General features: G+C 70.3%; 21 protein-coding genes. 7 read left to right on the top strand and 14 right to left on the bottom strand.

Annotated features, from left to right (window positions below):
- Nucleotides 1-27: 27 nt before the first annotated feature.
- The 5 genes from LZF96_RS16700 to LZF96_RS16720 form a co-directional block, all read right to left on the bottom strand.
- Nucleotides 28-1,938: an ABC transporter ATP-binding protein gene (locus LZF96_RS16700; protein ID WP_233872654.1), complete on the bottom strand. Its 1,911-nt coding sequence runs from the start codon at nucleotides 1,936-1,938 to the stop codon at nucleotides 28-30.
- Between the two features lie 96 nt (nucleotides 1,939-2,034).
- Nucleotides 2,035-2,766, bottom strand: a complete 732-nt coding sequence (locus LZF96_RS16705) for a lasso peptide biosynthesis B2 protein (RefSeq protein WP_233872656.1) — start codon at nucleotides 2,764-2,766, stop codon at nucleotides 2,035-2,037.
- Complete coding sequence (locus tag LZF96_RS16710) at nucleotides 2,763-4,679, bottom strand: albusnodin/ikarugamycin family macrolactam cyclase (RefSeq protein ID WP_308294223.1); 1,917 nt, start codon at nucleotides 4,677-4,679, stop codon at nucleotides 2,763-2,765. The genes LZF96_RS16705 and LZF96_RS16710 overlap by 4 nt, the downstream gene beginning before the upstream one ends.
- Before the next feature lie 71 nt (nucleotides 4,680-4,750).
- Entirely contained in the window at nucleotides 4,751-4,894 is a 144-nt protein-coding gene (locus tag LZF96_RS16715) for a hypothetical protein (RefSeq protein WP_153426541.1), read from the bottom strand.
- Between the two features lie 119 nt (nucleotides 4,895-5,013).
- Nucleotides 5,014-5,169 carry a hypothetical protein gene (locus tag LZF96_RS16720; RefSeq protein WP_233872662.1) on the bottom strand — a complete coding sequence of 52 codons (156 nt, stop codon included), beginning with the start codon at nucleotides 5,167-5,169 and terminating at the stop codon, nucleotides 5,014-5,016.
- Between the two features lie 344 nt (nucleotides 5,170-5,513).
- On the opposite strand from LZF96_RS16720, the gene LZF96_RS16725 reads away from it, so the two are divergent.
- Nucleotides 5,514-6,746, top strand: coding sequence for an XRE family transcriptional regulator (locus LZF96_RS16725; RefSeq protein WP_233872665.1), 1,233 nt, complete (start codon nucleotides 5,514-5,516; stop codon nucleotides 6,744-6,746).
- Between the two features lie 250 nt (nucleotides 6,747-6,996).
- On the opposite strand, the gene LZF96_RS16730 is transcribed toward LZF96_RS16725, so the two are convergent.
- The gene (locus LZF96_RS16730) at nucleotides 6,997-7,560 is read right to left on the bottom strand and encodes a S1 RNA-binding domain-containing protein (RefSeq protein WP_233872668.1); all 564 of its coding nucleotides are present in this window, start codon (nucleotides 7,558-7,560) and stop codon (nucleotides 6,997-6,999) included.
- A 234-nt stretch (nucleotides 7,561-7,794) separates the two neighbouring features.
- Between LZF96_RS16730 and LZF96_RS16735 the strand changes: the two genes are divergently transcribed.
- Nucleotides 7,795-9,105: a S1 family peptidase gene (locus LZF96_RS16735; RefSeq protein ID WP_233872671.1), complete on the top strand. Its 1,311-nt coding sequence runs from the start codon at nucleotides 7,795-7,797 to the stop codon at nucleotides 9,103-9,105.
- A gap of 175 nt (nucleotides 9,106-9,280) precedes the next feature.
- Complete coding sequence (locus tag LZF96_RS16740) at nucleotides 9,281-9,469, top strand: hypothetical protein (protein WP_233872674.1); 189 nt, start codon at nucleotides 9,281-9,283, stop codon at nucleotides 9,467-9,469.
- Between the two features lie 804 nt (nucleotides 9,470-10,273).
- Here LZF96_RS16740 and LZF96_RS16745 read toward each other — a convergent pair.
- The 7 genes from LZF96_RS16745 to LZF96_RS16775 all read right to left on the bottom strand — a co-directional run bounded on the left by LZF96_RS16745 (nucleotide 10,274) and on the right by LZF96_RS16775 (nucleotide 16,070).
- Complete coding sequence (locus LZF96_RS16745) at nucleotides 10,274-10,642, bottom strand: hypothetical protein (RefSeq protein WP_233872677.1); 369 nt, start codon at nucleotides 10,640-10,642, stop codon at nucleotides 10,274-10,276.
- Between the two features lie 87 nt (nucleotides 10,643-10,729).
- On the bottom strand, nucleotides 10,730-11,941 hold the full coding sequence (locus LZF96_RS16750) for a cytochrome P450 (RefSeq protein WP_233872680.1): 1,212 nt from the start codon (nucleotides 11,939-11,941) through the stop codon (nucleotides 10,730-10,732).
- Nucleotides 11,938-13,176 carry a cytochrome P450 gene (locus tag LZF96_RS16755; RefSeq protein ID WP_233872683.1) on the bottom strand — a complete coding sequence of 413 codons (1,239 nt, stop codon included), beginning with the start codon at nucleotides 13,174-13,176 and terminating at the stop codon, nucleotides 11,938-11,940. Before LZF96_RS16755 ends, LZF96_RS16750 begins: the two co-directional genes overlap by 4 nt.
- 100 nt (nucleotides 13,177-13,276) lie before the next feature.
- On the bottom strand, nucleotides 13,277-13,885 hold the full coding sequence (locus LZF96_RS16760; RefSeq protein WP_233872685.1) for an ATP/GTP-binding protein: 609 nt from the start codon (nucleotides 13,883-13,885) through the stop codon (nucleotides 13,277-13,279).
- The gene (locus LZF96_RS16765; protein WP_233872688.1) at nucleotides 13,866-14,228 is read right to left on the bottom strand and encodes a DUF742 domain-containing protein; all 363 of its coding nucleotides are present in this window, start codon (nucleotides 14,226-14,228) and stop codon (nucleotides 13,866-13,868) included. The genes LZF96_RS16760 and LZF96_RS16765 overlap by 20 nt, the downstream gene beginning before the upstream one ends.
- Complete coding sequence (locus LZF96_RS16770) at nucleotides 14,225-14,659, bottom strand: roadblock/LC7 domain-containing protein (RefSeq protein ID WP_233872691.1); 435 nt, start codon at nucleotides 14,657-14,659, stop codon at nucleotides 14,225-14,227. The genes LZF96_RS16765 and LZF96_RS16770 overlap by 4 nt, the downstream gene beginning before the upstream one ends.
- Complete coding sequence (locus LZF96_RS16775) at nucleotides 14,649-16,070, bottom strand: histidine kinase (RefSeq protein WP_233872694.1); 1,422 nt, start codon at nucleotides 16,068-16,070, stop codon at nucleotides 14,649-14,651. The genes LZF96_RS16770 and LZF96_RS16775 overlap by 11 nt, the downstream gene beginning before the upstream one ends.
- A gap of 215 nt (nucleotides 16,071-16,285) precedes the next feature.
- Between LZF96_RS16775 and LZF96_RS16780 the strand changes: the two genes are divergently transcribed.
- The 4 genes from LZF96_RS16780 (at nucleotide 16,286) to LZF96_RS16795 (ending at nucleotide 21,248) form a co-directional block, all read left to right on the top strand.
- Entirely contained in the window at nucleotides 16,286-17,665 is a 1,380-nt protein-coding gene (locus tag LZF96_RS16780; RefSeq protein WP_233872696.1) for a helix-turn-helix transcriptional regulator, read from the top strand.
- Between the two features lie 33 nt (nucleotides 17,666-17,698).
- Entirely contained in the window at nucleotides 17,699-18,181 is a 483-nt protein-coding gene (locus tag LZF96_RS16785) for a TrmO family methyltransferase (protein ID WP_233872698.1), read from the top strand.
- Between the two features lie 1,712 nt (nucleotides 18,182-19,893).
- Nucleotides 19,894-20,100, top strand: a complete 207-nt coding sequence (locus tag LZF96_RS16790) for a helix-turn-helix domain-containing protein (RefSeq protein ID WP_233872700.1) — start codon at nucleotides 19,894-19,896, stop codon at nucleotides 20,098-20,100.
- A 59-nt stretch (nucleotides 20,101-20,159) separates the two neighbouring features.
- Nucleotides 20,160-21,248, top strand: a complete 1,089-nt coding sequence (locus LZF96_RS16795; protein WP_233872702.1) for a site-specific integrase — start codon at nucleotides 20,160-20,162, stop codon at nucleotides 21,246-21,248.
- Nucleotides 21,249-21,382: 134 nt separating this feature from the next.
- Here the strand turns inward: LZF96_RS16795 and LZF96_RS16800 are convergent, their stop codons facing one another.
- Nucleotides 21,383-22,909 (bottom strand): gamma-glutamyltransferase, encoded by a 1,527-nt coding sequence (locus LZF96_RS16800; RefSeq protein ID WP_233872704.1) that lies wholly within the window; start codon nucleotides 22,907-22,909, stop codon nucleotides 21,383-21,385.
- Nucleotides 22,910-22,981 lie beyond the last annotated feature (72 nt).

Genomic DNA, 22,981 nt, shown 5'->3' on the forward strand with positions numbered 1-22,981 from the left:
CGTGCCCCGCGCTTCGCGGGCGGGGGTTCAGACCTTGTCGCCGCTGTAGGTGTCGGCTTGGGCGCGCCACATCGTGGCGTAGGTGCCGTCCCGGGCGAGGAGAGCTTCGTGGGTCCCTTCTTCGGTGATGGTGCCGCCGTCCAGGACGATGATGCGGTCCGCGGAGCGGGTGGAGCCCAGGCGGTGGCTGATGAGGATGACGGTCCGACCTTCGGCGAGGGCTTGAATGCGCCGGTAGACGGCTTCCTCGGCGAGGGGGTCCAGGGCGGAGGTGGGTTCGTCGCAGATCAGTAGCGGCGCATCTGCCCGGTAGAACGCTCGGGCGGTGGCGATGCGCTGCCACTGTCCGCCGGACAGGTCGCGCCCGCCCCACCAGGAGGGTGCGAGATTGGTGTCCAGACCGTCGGGCAGGGAGTCCAGGACGGTGTCGGCGCCGGCGGCGCGGGCTGCGGCGCGGATGCCGGCTTCGTCCCCGGGGCCCTGGCCGAGGGTGATGTTCTCCCGTGCGGTGACGGGCCAACGGCCGAAGTGTTGGGGCAGCATCGCCAGCCGGGCCCACAGCTCGTCGGGGTCGGTGCGGGAGATGTCGGTGCCGTCCCAGGTGACGGTGCCGGTGGTGGGTGTGTAGAGGCCGGTGAGGAGTTTGGCAAGGGTGGATTTCCCCGAGCCGTTGGCGCCGACGATGGCCAGGACCTCGCCGCGGCGCACCTGCAGTCGGATGCCGCTGAGCGCCGGGGTGGTGATGCCGGGGTAGTGGAAAGTGATGTCGTGGGCCTCGATGACCTGCGGGTTGGCGGGCACGGGCAGGGGCTCGCCCGACTGCTCGCGGTGGGTGGGGGTGCGGGTGGTGAAGGTGGCCCAGTCGGCGAGGTAGAGCCCCTTCAGGTAGGTGGTGTTGATGCCCTGGACCAGGCCGATGAGCAGGCGTTGGCTGGTCTGGACGGCGATGAACGCGGTGCCTGCGGCTGCGGGGGGAATGTGTCCGGCGACGGTCAGCCACAACAGGGCGGCGTAGACGCCACAGGTGGCCGTTCCGGCGAGAGCGTCGCCGATGAGTTGGTAGCGGGCGCGGGTGCGCCCGACGTGGGCGGCGGCCTCCTCCAGCCGGGCCGTCAGGGCGCCGAAGCGTTCCAGCATCCAGGGCCGCATGGTGCAGGCCCGTACCTCCAGGGCGCTGTCACGGGAGGCGGTGTGGTACATCCAGGTGTGCCGCAGTCGCCGGTCGGCGAGGGTGTGTTCGTCGGCCCGGTAGGCGGCGCGGGCGCCACGAACGGCCGCCCACCCCCGGGGGAGGACGGCCATCAGCAGCAGGGGCAGGAGCACGGGGTGGAGGTGGGCGAGGATACCGGCGGCGGCGATCAGCCCCAGGAGCGCGCCGGTGACGTCGGTGAGGGCCTCGACCATGAGGTGGGCGTCCTTGGACGCGCGGTTGGCGGCTTCGCTGCGGTCGCACCACGCGGGGTCGTCGTAGGCCGCCAGGGGTGCGCGGGTCGCTGTCTCCAGGTACCGGTGTTCGGCCAGGCCGTCGACCTTGGGGCCGATGCGGGCGGTGGTCGCGATGGTGAGTGCGGCGATGACCGAGCGGGCCGCGGCGGCGGCGCCGACGACGATCAGGGAGGGCAGCGCCTGGAGCAGGCGTTCACCGGTGGGTCCGGTGGCGAACAGCGGGGCGAGGGCGGTGGTGGTGGCGTACAGGCCCAGGGCGGTGACGATGCCGGAGGCCAGTTGCAGCAGGCAGGTCAGGGCGAAGGCACGGGGGTCGGCGCGTCGGGCCAGGCCGATGACGGTGACGGACAGGCCGGGCAGGCGGCGGGCGATGGTCCACCAGGAGGTTTCCAGCGCGGTGTCGTGGCGTTCCGAGCCGACGCTGTAGCGGGGGATGGTCGGCGCGGGCTTGCGGCGCCGGCGGGTCGTGGCGGGGGTTGGCGCGGTCGTCATACCTGCGCCAACGACTCACTCTTTGGGGCGTAACTGTGGATAACGCGAGCGATTGTGAACGGGTGTTCCCATCCGTGGTGGGGGTCGGAACGAAGGTCACAGGCGCACCGCGGGAGCGTAGGGCCACACCCGGTCCTCCGCGTCCTGCCCGATGATCCGGTCCTCGGTCTCGATCCAGGCGTGCGCGGCAGCCGGTGCGGTGCGTGCCCCGATGACCCAGGTGACGTGGCGTCCCCGTAGCAGTGCCGCGAGCGTGCACGCCAGGGATTCCTCCAAGCAGGCCGCCCGTCCCGGCCACCAGCGGCCGGCGCGGCGGACCGAGAGGTGGAGCGCGGCGGCGCGGGTGGCCGTGGCCCGGGGCCGGGGAATGCGGGCCGCGACCCGCACGACGGCCAGCGGGACCCGTATGGGGGTCAGACGCAGCAGGACCAGCGCGAGTGGCAGCGCGACGATGCCCGCCGCCCGGTCGGTGATCGACGGCCGCACCGTGTTCCCCTCCGGCAGATACACCACCGGGGCATCGAGTGGTGCCGGTGGTGCGGGGGCGGCGGGAGCGGACAACAGCCCCAGGCTCCGCAGTCGCGCGACCAGGGCCCGCAGGTCGGTGTCCACCACCTGGCGGTCCGCACCGGCTGCGGTGAAGCTCTCCACGAGTTCCTCCACGGCCCTCTCCACGGGGACCCCGGAGGCGAGACGGTGCCACAGCCTTCCGGCAGTGGGGTTGAGGTGGTGCCATGTGCCGCGCCCGGTGCGGGTATCCATCACCGCCGCGGCGCCGGCCGGGAGGGACGCTGTGTGAATGCGGGGGCGGTGGCGGGGCGGGCTCATGCCGGGCTCCTTCGCGGGGCGTTCTCCCACCACGTGGCGCGGTTCCGGGTGGCGAGTTGGGTCAACCACACCTCGGTGACGATCAGGGCGTGCAGGGCACCCAGCGACGCGGGGGCACCGGCGGCGGCAGCGGCCAGGGCGGCGAGGGCCGGCCGGGGGTCGATCAGCCCGGCCCCGGCGAGCTGTGAGGAGACCAGGATGCGCCGCAGGACGGGTTCGTTGCGGGCCAACCCGTCATGGAGGCCGGCGGAGAAGTCGGTCTTCGTGCGGCGGTGCAGCAGCCACTCGGGGACCAGCCCGTGCAGCGCGGCGCGGGCGAGCGGTTTGTAGACATCGGGGTGGACCCGGTCGTGGGAGGCGATGGCCATGCAGGCGTCGACCACGGGCGTGTCCAGGAAAGGGGCGTGAATCGCCAGGCCCCAACGCTCCCGGCCGACCAGATCGAACGCGGCGTGGCTGGTGGCCATGAACTCCAGCGCCAAGCGGTCCTGCACCTCGCCCGGCCCCGCTCCGGGGTCGGCGACGGCGGCACGGGCGGCCACCACCTCGGCGACCGCACGGCGGCCGTTCCCGGTCAACCACGCGGCCGGTGCCGTCGTGGCGCACCACGCCAGGTTCGCCGCCGCATCCGTGCCGGGCCGTACCGGGGACACCGGCGCGGCCAGAGCGGTCGCGAGCTGTTCCAGCGCCACCGGATACCGCGTCCGGGTGGTTCGGTGGAGCCGGCGCCACACCGGCAGCACGGCGGCGTTGCGGGCCCGCGCGTACCGGGCGGCCCGGCGGACGGCCTCCCCCCGACGCCCGGCCAGGACGAGATCCACCAGGTGGCCGGGCGCCGCGCCCAACACGTTGTCCCCACCCCGCCCCGTCAGATGGTGCCCGGAGCCGTGCGCGACGGCCGGTGCCATCTGCGCGTCCTTGATCGCCAGCAAGGCCAGGGTCAACGCCGGGGTATCGGTCATCGGCAGTGCGCCCGGGTCCCGCAGGCCGTCGAAGTGTGCCGCCCTCTCCTCGCGGCCGTCGACGATCCGGTGCGTGAGCGTGTCCGTGGTGGCGGCCAGGCGGCGCGCGTACCGCACGTCGTCGCTCTCGGCCATGTGGCCGTCGGTGTAGGTGGCGGCCAGGATCGGGCCGGTGCGTGCGGCCAGGGCCACCACCGACCCGCTGTCCACCCCGCCGGAGAGGTCCGCGGAGATCGGCCCGGCTCGCTCGACGCGACGCTCGACGGCCAGGGTGAGCGCCTCGCGCAGTCGCCGGGCCCCCTCTGCCGCCGAGTATCGGGAGCCGTCCCGGACGGGGATGGCCGCCGCGCCCGAACCGTCGCCTTCCAGGACCAGGACGCAGCCCGGCGGTACCCGCCGCACGCCCTCGAAGCGCGATCCCTTGCCCTGCACATCGACACCGGTCACCGTCAGCTCGGCGAGCAGCACCGCCGGATCGGGAGCGGTACGCACCAGAGCGGCCAGCACGGCGGCGGAGGTGGACCACCAGATGCCCTCGTCGTGCCGCACCCAGTACACCGGAACCACCCCCGCCCGGTCTCCCAGCACCCACAGCCCCGAGCGGGTGTTCACCAGCGCCAGGAACGAACCGGGCAGCCGCCTCACCCCTTCCGCCTCGCCCTCGGCCGCCGCCCTCAGCGCGTCACGCCGCTCGGCGATGGTGGCCAGACAATTCCCGGCCGTCACCAACTGCCCGTCGACCCCGGGCGCCCCGGAGACCACGGTCTCCTCCCGCCCGTAACCGGCCGCCCACAGTCGCAGCCCCGGCACGGCGACCACCTCCCGAGCCGAACGCGGACGCACACCCGATGCGTTCGCGCCCACGGTGCCCGTCCCCACGACGAACCGTTCCACTTCCGCCTCCTCGCCATGACCCCGTAACACCCCTGTGGGCGGCCCGGGCTGTCGCACCGGCCGCCCACAGGGCGCGGACCGCCCCCACCGGGAAGGTGGGGGCGGGGTTGTTCGACCGCCGCGGCGGCTCAGTACCAGTACTCGGTGTCGTCGGCCTTGTCCTTGCTCAGCCAGCCGAGAGTGACGGCGGAAACCGAGCCCAGCACCGTCACCAGCGCCGGGGCGTAGGGCTCGGCCGGGTCGCTGTCGAGCGCATCCGTGTGTTGTTCCATCGCTGCCTCCGAAATCGGGTCGGGAGTGGGAAGGGGGTGGGGCCGTGCCGGGCACTCACCGGTACCGGTGCGGTGCGCACCCGATCGCCGGTCGGTACGTCCGGCACGGCCCTCGGGGCTCATCCCTGATGCGGGGTGCCGTTGAAGTACTCGGTGTCATCGGCGTTGTTGTCCGTCGCCCAGCCCAGCGTCGCGCCGGTGACGGTGCCCAGTTCGCTGATCAGACCCGGGGTGTAGGCCACGGCCTCGATCTCGTTCTCGAACTGCTTGTCCATGACTGCCTCCCACGTCACCGCCCACCAGTGATCCCGGCATCCGACCGGGGGTGCGGCGGGGTGTGACCACGAGACTCCTCGAACACCCGGAGCAATGGAAGCGCTACACCGGGTGCGGAGCGGGTGCGTCCTCGTCGGGAAGAGAGCACCCCGGGAGCACCCTCCCGGTGCCTTCCCCGCCACCCGAAGAGGCGGCTACCGTCGGTGTGTTCGGCCCGTATCGACCATCTCGTGGAGGGCAGGGTGTGGAGCACCCGTTGAGACGTGCGCGCGAGGCACGGGGCTGGAACCCGCCCGAATTCGCCCGCCGCTTACGCGAGCTGGGAGCCCGACGGGGTGTGCCGGTGGGCACACGCAAGGACGGGGTGTACCGCTGGGAGTCCGGCCGCCGCCCCGACGCCCGAACCCAACGCCTCATCGCCGAGGTGCTGGGCATTCCGCCGGAGGCGGTGCAACTGCGCCTCTGGCCCCACTGGCTGGAGCTGGACCCGCTCCAGCAGCCCGGCCGCCACACCTGGGACGCCCCCGGCGCGATCCGTGCGCTCGCCGAGGTGTCCGGGAGGGAGACCACCATGGACCGCAGGCGCTTCACCCAACTGACCGGAACAGCCCTGACCGCCTCACTGTGGGGATGGCTGCTCGCCGACCCGGCAGCGGCCGGCCAGATCACCGGCGCCCGCCGCCTGGGCGAGAACGCCATCGGCCACATCGAGGACCGGATGCGCCAACTGCGTCGCGCCGATGACCTCGACGGCGGCGGGCACCTGCTGACCGAGACCGCGTCCACTCTCGACCTCGTCGTGCAACTGCTCAAGGACCGCTCCTACACCGACGCCCACGGAGCCCGCCTGCACGCCGCGGCGGCCGACCTCGCCCGCATCCATGCCTGGGCCACCTTCGATGTCCACGACCACTGCGATGACCACGCCTTCCGGGCCGCGCTGCACTCCGCGCACGCATCCGGGGACACCGTTCTGGGCAGCCACGTCCTGGCGTTCTGGTCCATCGCCGCGAACAACACCGACCGCGCGGCCGACGCCGAGGCCATGGCCGGCGCCGCACTGTCCGCCGCCCGCGGACGCACCACCCCACGCGTGGAGGCCATGCTCCTCTCCCGCCGTGCCCGGGCCCGCGCCCACCGCGGCGACCCGGCCGCCTTCACCGACCTGGACCGCGCCGCCGATCTGCTGGAGAGCGCCGATCAGCACACCGGCGACGACCCCGAATGGGTCTACTGGTTCGACCGCTCCGAACTACTCGGCGCCCGGGCTTCCACCCACCTGGACCTGAACCAGCCGGCTCGCGCCGAAGAGATCTTCATCGAGGCAGCCGGACGGTTCCCCGCCGACCGGATCCGCACCCACGCGCTCTTCCTCGCCCGCCGTGCCGACGCCCAATGGCGCCAACACGACCCCGAACGCGCCTGCGCCACCGCGATGGAAGCGCTCGACCTCACCGAGGACATCAGCTCCCACCGGGCCGAGGGACCGCTGCGCACCCTGGCCACCGACATGGCTAACCACGACCTCCCGGCCGTCCACGAGCTGCGTGAACGTCTACGCGGCCTGCCTGCCTGACCCCGACTTCCGGCATCTCGACCACGGTCCCCGAGTCACGCCATGCCCACAGCGCATCCATCCGCGGCCTGCTCTCTCGCTGCCCCTTCCGGCCTCCGGTCGGTCAGCGGGCTCCGCCGGGGTTCCGGGGCAATTCGAGGAGCACGGTGGCGTCGGTGAGGTCGGGCAGGCCGGTGTGGGCGCAGGGTAGAACCCAGGAGTGTTCCCGCACAGCAGGCGATGCCCTTCTTCGAGCTGAGGTGCTCGGGATCTAGAGCTGACTTGGGGTCCGTCGGGAGAGGGTCAGGCGGCGCCTTTCTCGATCGATGTGGGTGACGGTGACCGTGATGTGGTCACCGACCCGGACCACACCTTCCGGACTCGCCACGGACGTTGAGGTGAGGTCTCGGAGGTGGACCAGCCCTTCGATCCCGTCGGCGACTTGGACGAAGACACCGAACGGGACCAACTTGGTGACGCGTCCGTGCAGTTCCCGGCCCACGGCAGTGCCTTCGACGAAGGTATGGAAGGGGTCGGGCTGGGTTGCCCGCAATGACAGCCTGGCCTCTGCGTTCCCGGTGTCGAACCAGAGGAACTCCGCTGAAATGCGCTGTCCGACCCGGACGACGTCCGAAGCCGCTTCGAAGCGGTGCCAGGACAGTTCGGGGAGGGTAATGAACCCGACACCGGGGAAGAGCGGATGCCCGGGACCTTCGTCCAGGGCCACGAAGACGCCGAACCGCTCAATCGCCGCGACAGTGCCGGAGAGCACCTCGCCGCGTTCCAGTGATCCCAGGAACGCCCAGAGTTCGGGGTTCTCGGCCTGCCAGTCCATACCGCCAGCGTTTCATGGCGCGCTGTGAACTCTCCATTTCCTGCCGGCGATCAGGCCATGACTCCGTCCGTGATCCGAAGGACAGCGCCGGGTGGGCCACCGTGAAGCTCACCGCACCGGGGCGACAATTCGTTCTCCTGTCGTTCACCGAATCAACCCCGTGCTCTTGCGGCACTGGTGGATCGTTCTCAGGCCATGCGGCTGGGGGCCGCATGGCCTGGGAGGGGAAACACCATGAGAATCAAGCGGGCGTTAGTCGGTCTGGGCGTCCTGCTCGCAGCGACGCTGGCGGCAGCACCTGGCGTGCAAGCCGACCCGAAGCCGCAGGACAAGAGCCGGACGGTGGGCTCTATCCGTTCACTGGACAAATTCGTCATCAAGGGCTCGGGAGCCACGCCGGAGATCAAGGGTGCGGCCAGGCGCGACCTGGAGACCCTGGCCCGGGACACCGGCAAGTCGCTGAAGGCACTGGAGCGCAGGCATCAGGGGCAGGAGATATTCGATCACCTGGCCTCCGAGCTGGCGGCTGAGGAGGGCCTGGGCTACGTCCAGGCCGGATACGTCGAGGAGGGCGATCCCGCCGCCGATGGCGCCGAAGTGTGGATGCGCTTCACCGAGAAGCCGCCGCAGAGGGTCCTCAACCGGCTCCGGGAGTTGCCTCATACGGTACGCGTGCAGTACGGCGCGCCGCTGGAGTGGGAGGATCTGGAGAAAGTTCAGGAGGCCCTGTTCGGGGCGACGGCCGACTTCCCGGGCACGGCGGAGGTCGTCTCCGAGATCGACCCGGAGACCGACGGGATCACAGTCTTCTACAGCGTGGCGCCGGGCTCGCGGGTGGACCAGGAAGCGCTGGTGTCCGCGGCGATGACGGCCGGTTCGGAGGCCAGCCCCACCGGCAATGTCCCGGTGCAGGTACGTTTCAGCGAGGACCCCACGGTCACATCTGATACCGAAGCGACGGTCAAGGGCGGCCATCTGCTCGATCCGGTTGACGGCAGCGGCAGGTCCTGTACCTCGGGGTTCACCATACGCGTCAACGGTGTCGTCGGGGTCTCGACCGCGATGCACTGCCCGAACTCCATGAGGTACAACGGAGTCACCGGCGTGATCGCCTACATGAACGCCGCCCAGAGGACTTCGTCCGGTGCTCACATCGATCTGCAGTGGCACAGGACCCTGTCGGGCCACAGCACGCGGCCGGTCTTCCGGGCGGACTATGGAGACGAGCGGACCGTGTCGCGTGCGAAGAACGCCGTGGTCGGCAGTTCGGTGTGCCACTTCGGCCTCGGCACCAAGGGCAAGCGCTGCTCCTCCGTGCGCAGTCTCGGTGTCTGCTATCAGCCCGACGATCTCCGGTTCTGCGGTCTGGCTTCCACGGAGAACTATGTGTCCACCGGCGGGGACAGCGGCGGCCCGTGGTTCTTCGACTACGAAGCCAAGGGCATCCACAGCGGCGTCTACACCACCGGCGGCAAACAGCGAAGTCTTTACACACCGCAGACTCGCATCGCCGAGAACCTCGGCGGATCAGTGCTGGTCGGCTGACCGGAAAGGAGTCAAGAACATGCGAATGCGTATCGTCACGCTGCTGCTCGGCATCAGCCTTCTCACGAGCTGTACCGACGGCGGGGCGGACCCGACAAACGATCCCTCGGGAACGCCTACGTCGGTGACTGCGCCGGGCGATGCCTCGGACTGCATCCCATCAGAGTCCTCCCACATGGAGTCACGTGAGGACCTTGTCGGGCAGTCCCTCGGCGACGTGCGGGCCGCCGAGACAGCGGCCGGCCATGACATCCGCGTGCTGGGCGAGGACGGCGTGTGCGCCGACGCCCACGACGACCTCAACCCCAACCGCGTCAATGTCGTCGTCCAGGACGGCAAGGTCATCTGGGCGAGCATGTACTGATCGCTCGCGGCGGCGGAGGACCGTGGCCGCGGTCATGATCCTCCGCCTCGCTCGCTGTTCACCGGGACGCCTCTGCCCCCAGCAGGGTGGCGGCGAAGGAGTTCACTCCCAACGCGAAGCCGACGGGCGAAACCTGGCAACGGGATCGCCGGGACGATCTCGGTCGACTCGATGATCAATCGGCCCACCAGCACGCCACGAACACCGCCCGGCCGAAGAAGGACACCGGTGCCGCCACCCGCCACAGCAAGAACAAAGTGCCTGCCACCAGGAGTGAGCCGGCCGGCTACGCAGTAGACCGATCCCGGAGCGGCTTGATGACCAAGATTCATCACGCCGTGGACGGCAACTGCTGGCCGTTGTAGTCACCTCTGGCTGGGTCCACGATGCGCAGGTCGTCCCCCTCTTGCCGGACGCCATTCGAGACCCGCGACTCGACCAGGACAGACCGAGCACCGCACCGGACGCGCTGCTTGCAGACAAGGGATGCCGGGCCAACCTCAGACCTCGACCACACCTTTGAGCCAACGGGTGTGGTCTCAATCAACGGCGCGTAGATCTTCGGTGAGTTCGACCGGACACGTACCGGTGTCGGACAGCAGCTCCCACCCCCGTTGGTCCTCATCCCTCGCCGGATCAATTCGACTCCCAGAGGCGCGTCCAGCGATGCGAAAGTCCTGGTCACAGTGTGATTCCTCACCTTTGGCGACAACCATCGCTCGGCTGGCCCGGGGCCTGATGGCTGATGAAAAGTGGTGCCCGTCCCCGGCCGCAGAGCGAATCGATCCGGCTGGGGACGGGGTATCAGGGGTGGCGCACCGGGGTGGTGAGGTGCGTCAACAGGGCGCGCAGCACGACCGGGTGGGTGTGGGCCTCCCCGTCGTGGCGCCGGATCCAGCGCGGGGGGTGTTCCGGACGGCTGTCCCCGGGCGGCCGGAGGGTGAGGGGAGTGCAGGCCGGCAGGTAGCTTCCCGCCGGCCACCCCGGCTCGCCGGAGCCCGGGGGCACCGGCCAGATCCACACCTCTCCCACCGCGGCGATCCACCCCAGCCGAACGCGGGGGCGCTCCTCGAAGTAGCCCAGCGCGCGGATACCGAGGGTGGCCGGCATGACCACCGCGTCCCAGTCGGGGGGTAGGCGGACGGTGATCGAGACCGGTACCGGCCGGGGCACGGCCCGTCGGGGGAGGGAAAGGGGGCCGGACCGTGGCCGGAGGTGGCTGGACATGGAGCACTCGCAGAGGGGACGAAGGGGGCGGGATCAGCGCAGCAGGACGGGGAGGGTCTGGAGGTCGTTGCCGATGAAGGAGGGCTGGCGGCGTATCTCCCGGGGGTTGTGGAGTCGGAGGTGGGGGAAGCGGGCGAGGAGCGCGGGAACGGCGATATGGGCTTCGAGTCGGGCGAGGGGCGCGCCGAGGCAGTAGTGGATGCCGTGGCCGAAGGCCAGGTGTTGGCGGTCGCCGCGGTCGATGTCGAAGCGGTGGGGATCGGGGTTGGTTTGCGGATCCAGGCCGTGGGCGCCGAAGCCGATCAGGACAAGGTCGCCGCGGATGATGGTCACGCCCTGGCCGAGGTCGATGTCGCGGGTGGCGTAGCGCATCGGCAGGTAGTGGATGGGTGGGTGCAGGCGCAGGGTCTCCTCGATGGCGTCGGGCCAGCGTTCGGGGTGGGCTCGCAGGGTGGTGAGGTGCTCGGGGTGGGTGAGCAGGGTGTGGGTGAGGTGGTTGATCAGGGCGACGGCGGTCTCGCTTCCGGCGCCGATCATGAGGATGAGCGTGGAGAGGAGTTCCGTCTCATCGAGCCGGTCCCCGTCATCGCGGGCGGTGAGGAGGGTGCTGGTCAGATCCGGGCCCGGGGTGGTGCGCTTGGTTTCGATCAGGGTGGTCATGGCCGTGTACAGCTCATCGCGTATGCGGGCGGCGCGCTCGGTGTCGGCGGTGGTGTCCAGCACCGAGTCGATAACGCGCAGCATTCGCGGGCGCTGGGCGTCGGGGACGCCGAAGAGGTCGCAGATCACCCGCGTGGGCACGGGGTGGGAGAAGGCGGCGCGCAGGTCGACGGCCTGGTCGGGGGCCCGGTCTTCGAGGTCGTCGAGGAGGTCAATGACGATGCTCTCGATGGCCGGTCGCATGTCCCGTATGCGCTGGGGGGTGAAGGCCCGTCCGACGAGTTTCCTCAGCCGGGTGTGGTCCTCCCCGTCGCTGGTGAACATGGAGACCACGTCCACCCACGCGGTCAGCCAGGGATATCGGCCGGGCCGGTAGCCGGGCCAGCTCTTGCGGGCGTCCTTGGAGATGCCCGGGTGGGTCAGCAGGCGTTTGGCGACCTCACCGCGGGTGATGGCCCACGCGGTCAGGCCGTCGGGCAGCTCCACCCGGGCGGCGGGGCCGGCCTCGCGCAGTTCCGTGATCTGCGCCGGTAGGCGCCGGCCGGTGGTGTCCAGGAGGACGGGTGCGGTGCGCGCGGTGCTCATGCGGTACCTCCGATGCGGGTGGCGGAGTGGGCAGGGGCGGCGTTGTCGGCCTGCCGGGGGCGGAAGGCGACGTGCAGGGCGGCCGGGCACTGGTGGAAGGGACCGGGACGGTTGGGCGCGGGCGCCCCGGTGGGGCGCAGATCCCACAGCCGGTCCAGGAGGGTCTCCAGCGCGGCCTGGGCGATGGCGCCGGCCTGGCTGGTGGCCGGGCAGCGGTGGGGGCCGGCCGACCACGCGAGGTGGGAGCGGTTGTCGTGGCCGAGCCCGGTGGGCAGGGCGGGGTCGGTGCCGGTGGCGGCGTGGCTGATGAGCACCGGCACGCCGGCCGGAACGGGGACCCGGTGCAGGTGGGTGTCGTGGCGGGCGAAGTGGACGGAGAAGTTCGCCATCGGTGAGCGGGTCCACAGCACCTGTTCCAGGGCTCGGCGCACGGTCACCGATCCCGCGGTCAGGTTGCCGGCGTAGGTGTGGTCGTGCAGCAGCAGCTCCAGGCCGGAGGCGATCCAGGCGGCGGTGGGGATGGTGCCGGCGCCCACCGTGCAGAACAGCTGGTCCACCACCTCCGTGTCGTTCAGCCCGTGCGGGTGGTCCAGGAGCCACGAGGACAAATCCGGGCCGGGTGAGGTCTTCTTCAGATGGACCAGTTCGCCCAGACACGCGGCGAAGTCGGCGGCTGCCCGCTGGGCGCCGAGGTCGGCGTTGATGATGCCGTGGCAGGCATCGACCATGCGGGCCGCCAGACTCGGGGGACAGCCCAGGAGGTCCGCGAAGACCAGCAGGGGCAGCACATCGGCGAACTGGGCCATCAGTTCGGCGTGCCCGGCCGGGGCGAGGTGCTCGATCAGGTTGCCGGCGTGGACACGGGTGATCTCCCGCAACCGGTGGGTGTCGATACGGGCCAGGCAGTCCTCCAACGCACCGCGCAGCCGCCGGTGTTCCGGGCCGTCGGCGTACAGCAGGTTCGGGCGGTGGGCCATCAGCGCGAGCACCGGACTGTCGGGCGGCACCTGCCCGGCGGTCAGGGCCGCCCATCTGCGGGAGTCCTTGCTGTAGGTGTCGGGGTCGGTCAGCAGGTCCACCGCGGCCCGGTGGTCGGTGACGACCAGGGCGTACACGCCGGGGGCGATCTCGGCCCAGGCCACCGGGCCGGCGGTGCGCAGCGCCCGGTAGGCGGGTTCCGGGTCGGTGGCGAAGGCGTCGCCGAACAGGCGAGGCAAGGAGGCGTGCGGGGTCATGGGGTCGGCTCCGGAGTGCGGAAGAAGAAGTTTCCGACGGTTCGGCGGAGAACCGCCGGGTCGAATCCGGGGGAGGCATACACGGTGTGAAGGTCGGCGGTCATGGGGTTGGCTCCGGGGTGCGGGAGAGCAGGTGGGTGACCAGCGCGATGAGGGCCCGGGTGGCGGAGGTCCGCTCCCGGGCGTCCACGCGCACCAGGGGAGTGGTGGATGTCAGGCTCAGCGCCTCGCGCAGTTCCGCCTCCCGGTGGGCGGGGGCGTCGGGGAAGTGGTTGACGGCGACGGTGTAGGGCAGACCCGCGGTTTCCATCAGGTCGATGGCGTCGAAGCTCTCGTGGACACGTCGTTCGTCGAGCATCACGATGCCACCCAGCGCGCCCTCCAGCAGGGTGCGCACCATGTGGGCGAAGCGGGGCTGACCGGGGGCACCGAAGATGTACAGCACGATGTCCTCGGCCAGGGCGGTGCGGCCGAAGTCCATGGCGACGGTGGTGGTGTCCTTCTCGCCGAGGCGTTCCAGCACGTCCACCATGGCGCCGGCGCTGGTCATGCGTTCCTCGGTGCGCAGGGGGGCGATGTCGGAGACGGCGCCGACCAGGGTGGTCTTGCCCACGGCGAAGGGACCCACCACCACGATCTTGACCGCCTCCGCCCCGGCGGGCACGTAACCACCGGCTGGTGGCGGGTGCTCAGAGCTTGCGCAGTCCATCGAGGATCCTTTCCAGGAAGACGCGGTCGTGGCGGTCGGCGGCCGGGACGAAGGGAGCGCGGGCGACCAGGTGGCCGCTGTCCACCAGGCGGGAGGCGATCGGCATGGTGACGGCCACCGGCAGTTCCAGGCGCACGGCGGCCTCGGCGACGGAGAGCACGCCGGGCAGGCACAGGGCCATCAGCCGGTGGGGGTAGGCGCCCAGACCGGTCAGGGGCACCTTGGGGTCGGCGATCAGCAGCGTGGCGGGGTCCAGGGTGGAGCGGGTGGGGGTGAGGTTTCCCCCGGCGGCGGCGTAGGGCCGCACCATGCCCCGGCGGCGGTGGGCGGAGGGCGGACTCATCCGCGGGCCCGGTCGCGGGCGGCGAGCACCGGCTTCATGCCGGTGATCATCTTCAGGACATCGGTGACCGCGCCGGGAATCTCCTTGGTGGTGGAGTCCCCGCGCACCACCACCGCCAGACTGGTGCGTTCCCCCGCGGTGAACAGCAGCACCGTGAAGGCCTTCAGATCGATGGTGACGTGGCGCAGCCTCAACTCCTGCCCGCCGAAGGACTCGAACCCCTGGAGGGAGGCCTGCAAGGACATCAGCCCCGAGTAGAGGGCGGCGGCGCGGTCGGCCTCGTCCTTACCCAGGCGGCGGGAGCGGGCCATCTCCAGGCCGTCACTGGTGAACAGCAGGGCGTGCTCGACGCCGGGCTTGGCGGCCAGCTGGTCCAGGGCCCAGCCCAGGTCGGTGGTGTCGGCGGTGGGGGAGGGCTGCTCATCGGCCATGGCGATCCTCTTCGGTGTCGTTCTCGGTGTCGGTGGAGTGGTCGTAGCCGGCGCTCAGGGCCCGGCCCAGGTTCCGGAAACCGGCGGAGAAGGCGTCCGGATCGGTGGTCTCGGTCACCGCCTCGCGGGTGGGCCGCGCGGTGAGCTCCACCCGGCGCGGCACCCGTTTGGGCAACCCGGCCGGCGTGCCGGGTCCCGCCGTCTCCCGCTCCCCCCGGGGCGGGGGCGGGTCGGAGGGCGGCAGCTCCACGGCAACGGGGGCCGTCGGGGGGAGCGAGGAGAACGGGGGAGAGGCGGGGGCCGACCGGGCGGGTTCGGCCAGCAGGTGGTGGGGCACGAACACCACCGCTTTCACGCCCCCCGACGAGGAGGGCGCCGAGACATCGACGCGGAAACCGTAGTCCCGTGCCAGGCGCCCGATCACCGCGAAGCCCAACCGGCGTTCGTCCTCCAGCGCGGTGACATCCAGCGTCGTATCCGGCGCCGCGAGCCACCGCTCGGCGTAATCGAGCTGAAAGGCGTTCATGCCCGCACCGCTGTCCTCGACCACGATGCGAAAGCCCTTGGGCACCCACCGGGCGTGCACCGGCACCCGGTCACCGGAGTAGGAGGTCGCGTTCCCCAGCAGCTCGGCGAGCGCCACCGTGATCGGCTCCACCACCCGGCCCTCGACCAGCTGCTCCCCGATGTCGGGTTGGTAGGTGTAGTCCACCCGCCGGTAATCGCCGATGCGGCCCCGCGCGCTCTCGACGATCTCGCGCACGGTGCAGTCCGCCCGTTGCAACCCCGGCCACGAACCGGCCAGGATCCGCAGCCGCTGCACCATATGCAGGGCCATGGTGGTCAGATGGTCGATATCGCTCAGCCCTTGGGCGTGAGGGCCGCCCCCGGTGTCCTTCTCCAGCTCCCGGTCGATCCGGTCCTGCAACCGCACCAGCAGCGCCTGGGTCTCATCCGCCGTACCCCGCACACCGGCCCGCGCCGCCCGACCGATCCGCTCCTCGGTGACCTCCACCGCCTCGCCGACCAGGGCCAGGACACGGGAGTGCAACTCCTCCAGCTCGTTGCCCCGAACCAACTCCGTGGCCACCCCGGGCACCACCACTCCCGGGTAACGCCGGGCCCGGGTGTCGATCACCGCGGGCAGCCTGCGTTCCACCAACTCCCGCGTCTCCTCAAACACCGCCTCCAACAGCAGGCGGTGCCCCTCCAACCGGCGACGCAGCTCGTCGGTGTCCGCGGCGGCCAGCCGCCGGGTCTCCAGCACCGTCGCCTCGGCCCGCAACCGGACCCTGCGCTGCTCCGCCTCGGCTCGCCGTCGGGTGCCGCGGAGCACGAGCCCCAGGGCGCCGGCGGCCCCGGTGCTCACCACCAGGCCACCGGCCAGGAGTGCTTCGAACGCTGGACTCACCGGTCTCCTCCGGGAAGGCTTCGGCCGAGCGGGGCGGGACGGTTGGGCATGAGGAGGTCCTGTTCACGGAATTGATCGAGTAGCGATCGGGGCACGGTGCGCCACCGATTTCGGGTACGTTCAGCGAACCGCCCTTCACGCCGCGTCGGGAGGGCTGGCGGTGGGGAAGGTCGGGTAACGCGGGTAACGCGGGAAGCCGGGAAGGTGGGGCGGACATGGCGCGCACACGCAATGTCCAGCTGGCGGAGGTCATCGCCGAGGCCGGGTGGACACAGGAGCAACTCGCACGGCGCATGCGACAGGTCGCCGCCGAACAGCGGAACGGGGAGATCTCGGGCGTCACCCGGTCCCACGTCAACCAGTGGGTGCGCGGTGTCCGACCCGGCGAGCGGTCCGTGCTCATCCTCTGCGAGACACTGTCGCGAGGGCTGGGACGTACCCTGACACCGGCCGACATCGGCCTGTCGGATGCGTCTCCTCCGGCACCGGAGTGGAGCGAGGACTCCGCCACGGCACTGCGAGAGCTGGGGAGCGTGGAGTTGGACAGGCGGCGGCGCGGGGTCTTGGCCACACTGGGGTATTCGGCGGCCGGCATCGTGCTGCCCGGCGCCTCGTGGTGGGAGACCGCGGCCGAACGAGCGCGCACCCGCCGGCCCCCGGCAGCCGGGTCGGTCGACGCCCGGGACGTGGCCGGCGTCCGCGAGATGATCGATTTCTTCTCGCGTCGAGATCAGCGGCGCGGTGGTGGGGAGGGTCGCGCGGCCCTGGCCGCGTACCTGCACACCGATGTCGCCGCGCTCCTGGATCGCCGAGCCGGTGACGAAGAGGTACGGCGTGAGCTGTTCTCCACCGCCGGGGAGTTGACCTACCTGTGCGGATGGATGGCCTTCGACGCCTCCGAGCACGGTCTCGCGCAGCGGTACTTCGTCCTCGCCACCCGGTTGGCGGCCGAGGCCGAGGACGCGCCCTTGGCGGGCCATGTGCTGCGGGCGATGGCCCACCAGGCGGTGGACCTGGGGCACCCCCGACAGGCACTGGACCTGGCCACGGCGTCACTGGAGCGCAAGCGCTACGCCGAGGCGGCGCCCCGAGAGAAGGCATTGCTCGGTGTGGTGCACGCCCGTGCCCTCGCCGTGGCGGGCCACCGGGCCGAGACGATGGCGGCCCTTCGACGAGCCGAGGACGACCTGGCCGCCGCCAGGGACGATGGCCACGAACCGGCGAGAATGTTTTTCTTCGGGGAGGCCAGCCTCGCCCACGAGACCGCCTGTGCCCTGCGGGACCTGGGGGATCTGAAAGGCGCCGAGAAGGAGTTCCGGCGCAGCGTGCGCACCCGCGCCAAGCAGACCTTCACCCGGACCCACTCGGTGACCCTCGGGTACCTCGGCGCGGTACAAGCCCGCCAGGGAGCGGTGGAGGCAGCCTGCGACACCTGGGGAAGGGCCCTGGAGACGATGGAGGGCGTGCGCTCCGGCCGGGCCCGGGACACCGTCATCGACATGCGACGCACACTCTCCCCCTTCCGTGACCGCGGCCCGGCGTGCGTGGCGGACATCGAGGACCGCGCGCGGACCGTTCTCGCGCGCATAGGGTGAGCCGATCGGCCCCTGCGTCCCGAGGAGATGACCGTGCCCGACCCGATCCGGCTCCAGCCCATCGCCACCGTGATCGGCGGACACCTCGAGCCGGCCGACGACTACCAGGGCGGGGTCGAATCGATCATCCGGTTGAACGACACCTACCCCCCGGAGACGCTGCGGGGCATCGAGGAGTTCGGTCACCTGGTGGTCGTCTGGCACTTTCACCGGGCCACGCCCTCCGACGTGGCCCTGCACGCCCGCAGCCCGCGAAACGACCCGCGGTGGCCGGCGACGGGTACCTTCGTGCACCGCAACCACCGACGCCCCAACCAGCTGGCGGTCAGCTTCCCCCGTCTGTTGCGGGTCAGTGGGCTGGATCTTCACGTGACCGATCTCGACGCGGTCGCCGGCACCCCGATCCTGGACCTGGCCCCCTACTTCGCCGAGATGGGCCCACGCGGCGAACTGCGCCAACCGGCCTGGCCCGGCGAGATGCTCACCGAATACTGGCGCGCGGCGGAGGAACGGTAAGCGGCTCCCGGATCGCTCACCCTTGGCTCCGGGCCACCGCACGCGGGTGGCCGGGTATGCACTGGCGTGCTCGGCTTGGGATCGAGGTCCGGTACAGCGGCACCACCGGGCACAGCTTCAGCTGGTGGTGCCCGCCAGGTCCCCGTCTCCCACGAACAACTCAGCACGACAGGCTCTCTTCGGGCTCTATGAAATCGATCCGGTAAATGCCTACAGGGTTCGCGGTTCGGACACACTGGGCAGAGCTGGAGACGGCAACCCCCAGGGCCGGCTGGGGGCTCCGGTTCTTTTTTGGATCCAGCTCCGCGCACCTCAGGCTTCTGCGCTCGGTGATTCGATGTCCACCATAAAGCGGCGTCGACGAAGCTCATCCGGCTACTGAGCTGAGGGCCTGTCAGTCGCGCTCGAACGTGCGGCCGAAGGATAAGCTACCTTCGCAAGTGAGGGAACTTTCTGTTACTTCATCGACACCTTGGGTGGTGCCGTGGTGGGTAAAGACATTGCAAACCCTCCATGACGTTGCAGGTCAGGAAGCCTGCTCTCCGCGCGAGCGGAGGTGACCCGTGGGGACGGTAGGTCCGGGAGGAGCCGGTGCCCTGCTCTCCGCGCGAGCGGAGGTGACCCGACAGCGACGACGGTGACCACTGCGGAGACGATTTGCTTTCCGTGTGAGTGGAGGGGACCTCGTTCGGGGCCAGGGTGAGTGGCCCGGGGGAGCCGTTTCCTCGTGCACGGGGAACGGGGTGCCGGAGGGCGGACGGTGCCGAGTCCTCGTTTCGGTCGGTGCCAGCCGGGCTTGACTCCGGTGGAGTGGCGAATTCCGGCAGTCCCGGAGAGGTGTGAAGGGCCGCTCTGTGTGCGAAAACGGGATCGGCCGGTAGGGGCCGATGATCCTCGGTGGGGCTCGAACCCGGGACCAAGTGCTGGAAGATACCCGCTCTGTTCGTCGCGGCGCACCGAGAGGCCTGTTGTTGCAGCGTTCCGTGGTAAATCCGGAGCGTGATGATTCGCTCACGGCGGACACGTTGAGGGTTCCTCGGACTGGAATGACACGGAAAAGCAAGCAAACCTGGAACAGTCCGCAGTAGAGCTACTACGCCGCGTTTTCCCTGTCCGTGTCGAAACACCAGGCGTGGTGGGGCAGGCGCAACATAGCCGACGATCGCCGGTTGGCCAAACCGGCGATTCTGCAGACCATTGAATCTGCCGCGCATTCACCGCGTGGCATGTTCCGTCGTTCCCTGTGAGGAGCCCCAGAGGTATGTCGGTTGAGGGAATGGAAGAGGAGCGGCCGTACCCCGAGAAAGAGGGCGGGGTGCTGCTTGGGTGGATGTGGGGAAAGGTGGGTGGCGCGCCTGCGGTTCACCCGTTCATGCGGACGGTGGCGGATTCCACACTCCGGTCGAGCAAGGCTCGACTCGTGCTGCTCGCACACGGAGAACATCAAGACCGACTGTGACCTCCTCAACGAAGATGCGGCCCTGCCGGGGTCGGTCAAAAGATGAAGCCGGTTCCGCGAACCACCTGATCCCCAGACCGCGATATCCCGGTATCACACGTCTTTCGCGCGGTCATTCCCATTCGGTAGAGGCTTCGCTGTACTGCCTTTCGTGAAGCGATTTCCGCTGCCCGGAAAGGCTGGTCCGGCGGCATGCCGTAGTCCGATGACCGGGTGCTCCGCGCCTCACTTTCAGCATCACAGAGGTTTCCCCATGCCTGCACGCCTGATGTCCATTCCCGCTGTCGCAGCTGCCCTGGATGTCGACCGCCGCACCGTCTACCGCTTCATCGCCGCGGGCGACCTCCCCGTCGTCGACCTACGCACCGGTACGGGGCGGTCGCGCATCCGCGTCCCCGCGGCCGGTCTCGACGAGTTCATCTCCCGTCGCGCTGTCGTTGCACCACGACCGCGCGGCTGACCCCGATCCACCACTTACTTCCCGTGCAGACATGAGGAGTTGGGCTGTACCTCCGCAAGTTGAAGACCGGCAAGTGGCAGGCGACGGTACGCAACCGACTCGGCGACCGATTCAGCGAATCCTTTCCCCTCAAAGCGCAGGCACGCGCCTGGGGTCTGGAGATGGAGACCCAGTTCGCCCAAGGAGGCATGCGCGACCCGCGGGCAGGTGAAACCCTGTTCCGCGAGTGGCATGACCAGTGGTGGAACGCCCGCGTCGTTGAGCCCCACACCTTGCGGGGAGACGCATCGAGCATCAAGAACCACGTGATGCCCCACTGGGCCGACTGGGAGATGCGATCCATCACCCGCATGAGCGTGCAGAGCTGGATCCGCTCTCTGATCGAGAAGGGCACCGGCGCCTCGGCCATCAAGCGGGCCTACAACCTGATGTCCTCCATCATGCGCGCGGCCGTCGACGACGACGTGATCGCGGTCAGTCCCTGCCGCAGCATCGACCTGCCCCAGATCGCCGTCAAACCGCCCCAGTGGTTCACGCTCGACCAGGCGCAGAGCATCCTGGACGAACTCCCTACCGTATGGCGGACGATGTGCCTGCTCGGCTTCTACACCGGGCTGCGCTGGGGCGAGCTCTCCGGTCTGCACCGTCACCGCATTGACCAGCGCCGCTCCCGCCTGTTCGTCGTCGAGGTCAACACCAGGAGCGGCATCAAGGAGTACCCCAAAAGCTCCAGGAGTCGGCGCGAGGTACCCCTCCCGCCCCACGTCCTGGAGGCGCTGGAACGCCACATCCACCGGCTCGACCGGGACGCCGTGGTGTTCACCACCATCACCAAGGGCCGGGCCGGCCGCCTGCTCAACGACGGAAACTGGCGACACCAGACCTGGTGGCCGGCCGTGGAGAACTCCTACTACTTCGACGATGACGGCGAGCAGCGACTCGTCCCGCGCTACCCGCCGCACTCCATGCGCCACACCTGCGCCTCGTGGCTCGTGCAGAAAGGTGTCTCGCTCTACGAGGTCCAACACCTCCTCGGCCACGAGAACTTCCAGACCACCCAGCGCTACGCCCACCTCCAGCCGGACGCGCACAAGGCCGTCCTCGGAGCCTGGGAACGGTTGGAAGCCCCGCTCACGGCCGCCGCATGAACAGAAGCCCTGCCCGTCGCACGGACAAGAGGATGGGAGCGATCCGGAACTTCCGGCACATCGACGGTCGCCACCGGGGGAGCCTGGGCAACCTTCCAGGCCTCCCCACCGACCGGGGTGAAGTCGCGGTGGCCCTAGGCGTGGATCGGGGGCAGGCCGTAGCGGCTGACGGCCAGGTACGTCTCCGGGGTAGCCGCTTCGAGAAGACTCTCGTCGCCCTCCAGGTCGAGCTCCGGCTCCTGAGAACGGCGCAGCAGGTCGCTCCAGTCGCTCGTCGCACCCCGCTCGTAGGCGTCACGGAGAAGGGGGCGCAACCGGGGACGGGCTTCCTCCTGCTGCTCGCGGAAGATCCGCCGCTGGGTGAGTCGCTGTTCTTCCTGGGTATCCTCGCTGAGCCCCTGGTCAACGGCCAGCAGGTCCTCGGCGCGCAGCCCCGGGGTGCGCCGGGCGATGGCGAGATCTTCCTCGTGGAGGCGCTCGCAGGCGGCGAACAGCTTCCGGGACATGCCGAGGTGGACCTCGGTTCCGGGGATTCGACAGGTGAGGAAGTCGTCGAGCCCCATGGTGCGGATGCCGACGCGCAGGGTGTGCTGCTCGATGTGGGGCGCTGCTCCGCGGGCGTCGGCCCGCAAGGCGCGGGTATGGCCATCGTCCTCCAGGGGGGTGGTCAGCCCGGAGCGCCGGTGACGGGAAGCGCGGTCGGCCGGCACCGGCACCGTGCGCAGATGAGAGGCGGGAGCCGAGCGCAGCGCCAGGTAGGCGAGCATTTGGGCTCGGGCCGCGCCGATGAGGGCGTCGTCGCTGTCGCCGACGTGGTCTTCGAGACTGCCCGGGCTCGCCGCTGCCTCGTCTTCGGTGCCGGATCCGTCCGGGTGGAGCGGCGGCCGGCCGGGGTGCAGGTCGTGGTCGATGGTGAGGAAGAGGTCGTCTCCGGGCCGCACGGACGCTCCGACCAGGACGGTGCGGTGCGCGTACGAGCCGAGTATCTTGCTGCCGGCCTCCAGTTGTGCCCATCCCTTGCGGAGCGTGCCGACGCCGACGTTGCCGCCCTTGGCCTCGATCAGCCAGTACATCTTCTCCGCCTCGTGCCGTCCCCATAGGTCGGGCAGCTTCTTCTTCGGGTCCTTGAAGGTTTTGCTCAGGGCGGGGATGGGGCCGCCGAGTTCGAGATGTTCGGTCTGCCCGAGGCCCAGCAGCGAACGGCAGGCCCACTCGGTCATCGTCATGCCCAGCCGGTAGGCGGCGGCGTTTTTTGCCGTGCGCTCTGTCCCGTGTGCGTAGACCGGGTTCAGGGTCAGGCGCCGGCCCTTGGCGCCCGGTATGGGGTACCGCGGCTTAACGGGGTGAGCGCCGAGGTAGGCGTACAGCGGGGAAACCCGGGCGACGAGTTCCCCGTGCGCGTACTGCGGCTGGTTCTGCAGATGCGGGGTGATGTCGCGGCCGACCTCGGTGGCGGCCTTGATGATCTCGCGCCACGTGGTGGTCGGGGCGTACCAGCCGTCCGCTGCTGGGAACCCGTCCGACCCGGTCCACGGCTTGTGCTTGTTGGTTCGCCACTGCCTCTTGGGCTTGTCCGCGGGTCCGTTACGGAAGAGGACCGGTATGTCGAAGCTGTCGGCGTAGGTGAGCGGTGGCTCGTCGGGGATGGTTGCGGGGATCATGGGTTTCATGGGGATTACCCTGGCACGGGCCCGGGCCCTCCAGGGGGCCGGGCGGCGGGCTGCGGATCTGCA

Origin of the sequence: Streptomyces sp. ST2-7A, assembly GCF_021390475.1 — a bacterium.
In the GTDB taxonomy this organism is placed as follows: domain Bacteria; phylum Actinomycetota; class Actinomycetes; order Streptomycetales; family Streptomycetaceae; genus Streptomyces.